Here is a 6,980-nt window from a genome sequence, read left to right as displayed (position 1 = left end):
AGAAAAATATCAATAAAAAAATTAATATGTTAGAAAACAAAATTAAAATGTATAAAAGTTTAGTAAATCAACAAATCCAAAACTTACAAGAACTAAAACTAACATTAATTTCTGATGTAGTTACAGGTAAAATAGATATAAGAGAAATAGAAATACCAGAGGAATATAGGAGGGAAATTGATTATTAGACTTAGGGAAATAAATTAATTTTATTGTAAATTTCTAAGATAAAAGACAAAAATTTATAGTTTTAAAAATTATAAATAGCTAGCAAAAAAATGAGAGATTAGTTTCTCTCATTTTTTATTCTCCTATTATCTTAACTTCACGCTCTAATTTTACGCCACTATGTTCAAAAACTTTTTTTTGAACTAGAGCAATTAAGTTTTTATAGTCTTCACAAGTTGCATTATCTATATTTATCATAAAACCAGCGTGTTTAGTAGATACCTGAGCACCGCCGATAGTTAGTCCTTGACAGTCAGCGTCTTGAATTAATTTTCCAGCAAAATAACCCTCGGGTCTTTTAAAGACAGAACCACATGACGGATATTCAAGTGGCTGTTTATCCGAACGCATTTTATTTAATTCTTCAACCCTAGCCATCATTTCTTTTTTGTTTCCAGGTTTTAGTTTGAAATAAACAGTTGTGATAATATCTTTTGTATCTTGGATAATTGAGTGTCGATATGAAAAATTCATATCACTATTTGAATATTCTTTATACTGCCCCTCTAGTGATAATGTTTCAACCCTTGTTACAACATCTTTAACTTCACCGCCATAGGCACCTGCATTCATAAAAATTGCACCGCCCACACTGCCAGGAATACCACAAGCAAATTCTAAACCACTCAATTCTTTTTCTATCAGAAAATCGGTCAGTTCTTTTAGAGTTAAACCAACTTGGCAACTAACTATATTGTCTTCTAAGAGGTCTATTTTATTCAGACCACTGGTAATTATAGTAAGCCCCCTAATTCCCTTATCAGAAATCAGAACATTAGAACCATTGCCCAAAATAGTTACATTGATAGAATATTTATTTGCAAATTCTATAACTTTTTTTAACTCTGCAACATTTTTTATAATAATTAAGGCATCACTTTTCCCACCAGTTTTTGTGTAAGAATAATTTTTTAGTGGCTGGTCATATTTAATAATACTGTCGACTAATATTTTTTCAAGTTCTTTTAGCATTTTTATCTCCATTTAATATTTTCTTAATAAAAATATCTCGTTTCTTTATATATTCTTTGCTATTACTTTTCAGATTAAAATTTTCTTTTTTAAAATTTTGATAGTCTTCAAATATTTTATTATTATTTTTTAATAAATCGTTAAAGAAAATAAAATTTTTATGTATGTCAGTATCTTTTTGCACAATAAATAATTTTATGTTGTAATCCATTTTAGTAAAATCTTTTATTTTGCAGTAAGAAATAAATCCTTTTCCCTTATGAGCAAACCTGTGATAGCCCATATTATTCAATCTTTTTTCATCAAAATTATTTATTTCGTGTAAATTTTCCACAACGATTAAAATATCTATTATCTCTTCACCCAAAGAATTATTAATTGCAGTTGAACCGATATGTTCATAAGTGAAGATAGGCATTTTAGGTATATCTTTAATTTTTTTAATTTCTTCTAAAAAATTATTTTTGAAAGAAAGATTATTTAATTTTTTGATACTTATATTTCTTTTCATAATAAATCTCTAATTTTATAATTTATATACATTTTATATTATATTTGTTCTTAACATAATTGTAAAGATAAAGTTACAATTATGAAATTGATTTTTTTTTCTTTTCGCTATACAATGGTATTAGTAAAAATATATAAAAATTAAGGAAATTAATTATTTATGAATAAAAAAAATGAACAGCTATCTAGGAGAGCAAGATATAAGAGTGTCGCACCTGGGGGTTTTGTTTCTAGGAATTATGTCAATAATAATGAAAATAAAAATAATAATTCTGACACTATACGCAGAACAGCTCCTAAAAGGTCAAAATATAATCAAATAGAAGAAGATAAAAATACTCAAAGAGTATATAAGAGAAACTCTCAAAATAGACCCGTAAATAATAACTTAACAAAAAAAGAAGATAAGAGAAATATAGCTAAAAAAAGAATTAGCAAACCAAATAAGCCTAGAAAAAATAAAAAATGGCTTGCTGCATTAATAAAATATTGTTTGTATTTAGCTAGTATAGGGACAATAGCCCTGTTTTTAATTTGTGTTTATTGGATATACCAAGCACCAGAATTTAATTCTAGTTTACTTGACAATAACAATAGAACAATAGTTTATGACATTAATGATAAAGAAGTAGCAAAACTTGGGAATAAAATAGGGGACAATGCTGAAATGTCAGAAGTTCCTCAACAAATGCAAGATGCAATTTTAGCAACAGAGGACAACAGATTTTTTGAACATGGAGCAGTTGACTATAGACGACTTGTTGGAGCAATATTTTCTAACATCACAAGTGGTTTTGGTTCTCAAGGGGCTTCTACTATCTCGCAGCAACTTATCAAGAGAATATTTTTAGATGATAACAAGCATATTAAAAGAAAGGTTCAAGAAGCCTATCTAGCTTACAAATTAGAACAAAATTATGACAAAGAAACTATTTTTAATATGTATATTAATAGAATTTATTATTCTGACGGAGTATACGGCTTAAAAACAGCGGCAAATTATTATTACGGCAAAGAACTTAGTGACTTGAGTTTACCCCAGACGGCATTACTTGCTGGGATACCGCAGCAACCAAACGGATATAATCCTTATGACCATCCAGAAAATGCAAAAAAAAGAAGGGATACTGTACTTTATCTGATGAAATATCACGGTAAGATTTCTGAAGAAGAAGCCAATGCCGCTGAGCAAGTTGATATTACAGACGGTTTAGTAAGAAGAGACAGTAGCAACAGATTTATTCTTTCTAGTGAATTTGATGAAAGTTTGACAACTTATATGAGTCAGGTTGCTATGGAGTTAAGAAATAGTAAGGAATATAGAAATTATGACGGAGATGTATTAAATCTAGGTTTAAAAGTTTATACAAACTTAGATACTAATATTCAAAAATCAGTTTATAATTCTATGGCTAATAATTCAGTTGGAATAAAAAATTCTAGTGATATAGCCATGGTTGTTCTTAATAATGAAAATAGTGGCGTGTCTGCCTTGTACGGGGGACGAAATTTCAAATTCGGTGGCTTTAATTATGCAACACAAGCTAAATTACAACCTGGTTCATCTATAAAACCAATTTTAGCCTATGGGCCGGCAGTAGAATATTTAGGCTGGGCAACTAATCAAATGATTGAAGACAAAAAAATTCCTGGTTCAGAAATACAAAACTGGGATAGAAAATATCACGGCAATGTAACGATGAATTATGCTCTGATGATGTCCTTTAATATACCTGCAATAAAAACTTATCAAGCAGTTGGATTTAATAATATTAGAAAATATGCTAACAGTGTAGGACTTGAAGTTACAGACGATTCAATTACCACTCCTATCGGAGGAAGTGCTGACGGCTATAGCCCCCTACAAATGGCTGGGGCCTATGTACCATTTTCTAATGGAGGTTACTATGCAACTCCGAAAACTGTCAGAAAAGTTTTTGATAATGAAGGATTTGAAATTGCAAGTTTTAATTCTAATGATAGAAAACAAGTTATAAAAGATACAACAGCCTATATTATGACCTCTATGCTAAGAAATGTTATCAACGGTACAGCGCAGTATTCAGCAGTTGGCGGTGTTGACATGGGGGTTAAAACTGGAACAACTACTTTTTCAGTTTCAGAAGCAGAAAAATTTGGTTTTGATGTAGACAATTATTCAAAAGATTCTTGGGTTATTGGCTATACAAGTAAATATACAATGGCAGTTTGGCAAGGTTTTGATACTATTGATGATAATAAAAAATTCATGACAAGTCAGGATAATGTAAAAACACAACAGCTTTATAAAACTAATATGCAAAGCATAGCAAGACTTTATCCACCAAAAGCATTTACTGCACCTAACAATGTAGGAACATATAATGGCGGTTTGAAAGTTTTAACAAATGAAGAAAAAGCACAAATAGAAGCCCAAGCAAGAAAAGAAGAAGAAGAAGCTAAAAAAGAAGAAGAAAATAAAAAAGCAGCTGAAGCAGAAAAAAATAATAATAGCAATAATAATTCTAATAATAGAAATAATAATATGGCAACAAATAACAGTAGAAATACAACTGAAAACTCAAGTAATGGTGGCTAAAAATATAGTAGGCGAAAGCCTATTATATTTTTTATTATTTCTCCAAGAATATTTTATAAATACTAGAATAAAAAAACACTATTTGCTATAATAAACTTGAGGTGAGGAGCTATGGAATATTTTAAGTCTAAAGACATAGTAGTGCTAATAAAAAAATATGAAATAATGGCAATAGATTGTTTTTATGATGAAATGGGAGCATTAATTTCTAAATTATATTGTTTGGATAATAATGAAATATTGGTTGATATAAAACCATCAAAAATTATAAATACAATATGTGAAATTTATAATAATGATGACTATATATCTTGTAGTAAAAAAACTAAAAAAATAATATTGTGTGATAAAAAAATTCCAGTTTTTATCAATGACGATTACGGAAGTATTTGGCTTCCTTTTGGAACGACAAATAATGATACTGATGGAAGTTTTTGGCTTAATATGAATTATATTTCTATTAATCCTCACACTGCTAAGGCAGATAAAAAAACAAAAAGATTAACATTGATACTTGAAGATGGGCAAAAATTAGAACTTGATATAAATTATAAAAACTTTATGCTTAAATGGGGCGAAGGTGCGGCCCTAAAATATGAAATTGATAAAAGTAAAAGAAGAATAATTGCTCAAAATCATTTTAACTATTAAAAAATTAATTTTTAAATTTCAAGAAGATAAAGAATCGGTAATAAGTTTATTACCGATTCTTTATTTATTATTTTGCTTAATTAATAAAAAAACCTACCTTACAAAATGTGTAAGGTAGAAATAAGGGAGTAAATATGAAAAGTCTTTATTATAAGCTAGGGATACTTATAATAAAAGAACAATTGAAGTAATTAATTACTTCATATAATATTATAGCATAATTTTTTTAAAATACAAGTATAAAAATCAATTTTTTAAAAAACATACTTTGAAAACGTTAATATAACAGGGTTAAGAGAAAAATTTATATTATTTATCTATAATTTTATTTTAATTACTTAAATTTTTAAAAAATGGAAATTGTAAAAAGAAAAATATTTTAATTTTTACATATTTATTATTTTACTAATGAGTAATTTATCTATTTTTATTTTTAAAGTTTTTTGATTTGTATAAGTAACCATCCCAGCTTTTGCACCAGATATTTTTTTTACATATTTAATTAGGGTGTAGTCAACATTAACAAAATCTTCATTTTTAAATTTTGAATAATAGGCTGCTAACATGGCGGCTAGATTTATTAGTTCTTCCTTAGGATTATTTGAAAAAATAACAACATGGCTTCCAGGTATGTCTTTGGCATGGAACCACAGATAATTTCTTTTTGCCAATTTATTAGTTATATTATCATTTTGAATATTATTTTTTCCTATATATATAGGAGTATCTTCATAATTAATTACAGTATATTTAATATTTTTTTGTTTTTTGTTAATCTTATTTTTTATGTATTTATGCTTAACTAATTCTTCGTTTATTTCTTCTAAATCTGATATTTCAGCATTTTCTATTTGTATTTCTAAGTTTTCAAAATAATTTATTTCTTCTTTTGTTACTAGTATTTGCTTTTCAATGTTTTCTATACTTCTCTTATTTTTTTTATTTTTATTAAAATAGTTTTCTGCATTTTTTTCTATGGATAAATTTTCATCTAGGCTGATTTTAATATTTTCTAAATTTTCATCATAAAAATTTTGCAAGACTACTTCTTTTGGTGTGAATTTTTTATAAAGATAATTATTTGCTAATAATAATTGCCCCTTTAATTCATTTAGATTATCTTTTTTTGCTTTTTCTAGCTCATCTTCTAAAATATTTATTTTATTTTTTAGTTTTGTTATTTTATTTTTTACAAATAAATATATTTTTTTGTTATTATCTTTATTAGATATTAAATTATTTTCTAAGTAAACAAAGTCTAAGAGTTCAGAGTAGCTAGTAAATTTATTTTCCTCGCTAAAATTATTAAAATTGTAGTAGTAAAAATCTAATTTTCCATTATCTTTAAAGGCAAGGGGCTGATTATAATTATTAAATTTAGCACAGAAGTCTTTAAATTCAGTCAAGGAAGAAAATTGTTTACTAAGCAATTTTGAAACTCCGTAAAAATTATTTAGTAAAAATTTATTATTAAATTCTTTTTCGCTTGTTGGATATTCTTCAAAATTAAAAGGATTTATTTTTTTTACTGTTGGTGGAAATTTATATTTTATTCCAGCCATTGTTGGCCTGCTGTATTCAATACTATAAGAATTTTTAATGGCTTCAATAATAGTATAGTCTTCATCAGTTAGAATAATATTAGAGTGTTTACCCATTAGTTCAAGGATCAAATAATAATTTTTTTTATATCCTAATTCGTCAGAATTTTTGAGTTTAATAAATATAATTCTGTCATTATTTTTTTGTTCAAAAGATACAATAAATGAATTGTTGATATATTTTCTTAATACTGTACAAAAATTAGATGGTGATTTTGGGTTTTCATAGTTATTATTTGTTAGATGTATTCTTGAATTTTGTGAATGTATAGAAATAAGGAGTTTTTTATTGCTGAATTTTCTTATAGAAAAAATTAATTCTGTATTAGAAATATTATTTATTTTATTAATTCTTCCAGTTTTTAATTTTTCATTTAATTCATCAACTATTTTTTTGATAAAAAAACCATCAAATGCCATAAAATCACTCCTTAAAATTT

General features: G+C 26.4%; 5 protein-coding genes and 1 pseudogene. 3 read left to right on the top strand and 3 right to left on the bottom strand.

Going from position 1 to position 6,980, the window contains the following annotated elements:
- Window positions 1-188 (top strand): annotated as a pseudogene (locus tag KMP12_RS04810) (hypothetical protein); the annotation flags it as partial.
- A gap of 115 nt (window positions 189-303) precedes the next feature.
- On the opposite strand, the gene murB reads toward KMP12_RS04810, so the two are convergent.
- Together murB and KMP12_RS04800 are read right to left on the bottom strand one after the other, a co-directional pair.
- Window positions 304-1,200, bottom strand: coding sequence for a UDP-N-acetylmuramate dehydrogenase (gene murB / locus KMP12_RS04805; RefSeq protein WP_215756610.1), 897 nt, complete (start codon window positions 1,198-1,200; stop codon window positions 304-306).
- Window positions 1,184-1,711, bottom strand: a complete 528-nt coding sequence (locus KMP12_RS04800; RefSeq protein ID WP_252344708.1) for a GrpB family protein — start codon at window positions 1,709-1,711, stop codon at window positions 1,184-1,186. Before KMP12_RS04800 ends, murB begins: the two co-directional genes overlap by 17 nt.
- 159 nt (window positions 1,712-1,870) lie before the next feature.
- Here KMP12_RS04800 and KMP12_RS04795 point away from each other — a divergent pair, with 159 nt between their 5' ends.
- Both KMP12_RS04795 and KMP12_RS04790 read left to right on the top strand, forming a co-directional pair.
- Window positions 1,871-4,288 carry a transglycosylase domain-containing protein gene (locus KMP12_RS04795; RefSeq protein WP_215756609.1) on the top strand — a complete coding sequence of 806 codons (2,418 nt, stop codon included), beginning with the start codon at window positions 1,871-1,873 and terminating at the stop codon, window positions 4,286-4,288.
- A gap of 111 nt (window positions 4,289-4,399) precedes the next feature.
- Complete coding sequence (locus KMP12_RS04790; RefSeq protein WP_215756608.1) at window positions 4,400-4,939, top strand: competence protein ComK; 540 nt, start codon at window positions 4,400-4,402, stop codon at window positions 4,937-4,939.
- 386 nt (window positions 4,940-5,325) lie between these two features.
- Here the strand turns inward: KMP12_RS04790 and KMP12_RS04785 are convergent, their stop codons facing one another.
- Window positions 5,326-6,960: an Rqc2 family fibronectin-binding protein gene (locus KMP12_RS04785; RefSeq protein ID WP_215756607.1), complete on the bottom strand. Its 1,635-nt coding sequence runs from the start codon at window positions 6,958-6,960 to the stop codon at window positions 5,326-5,328.
- Between the last annotated feature and the right edge of the window lie 20 nt (window positions 6,961-6,980).

The organism is Gemella sp. zg-1178 (genome assembly GCF_018790995.1).
Taxonomy (GTDB): domain Bacteria; phylum Bacillota; class Bacilli; order Staphylococcales; family Gemellaceae; genus Gemelliphila.
Note: the sequence above shows the minus strand (reverse complement) of the source record. Positions and strands in the feature narration are given on the sequence as shown.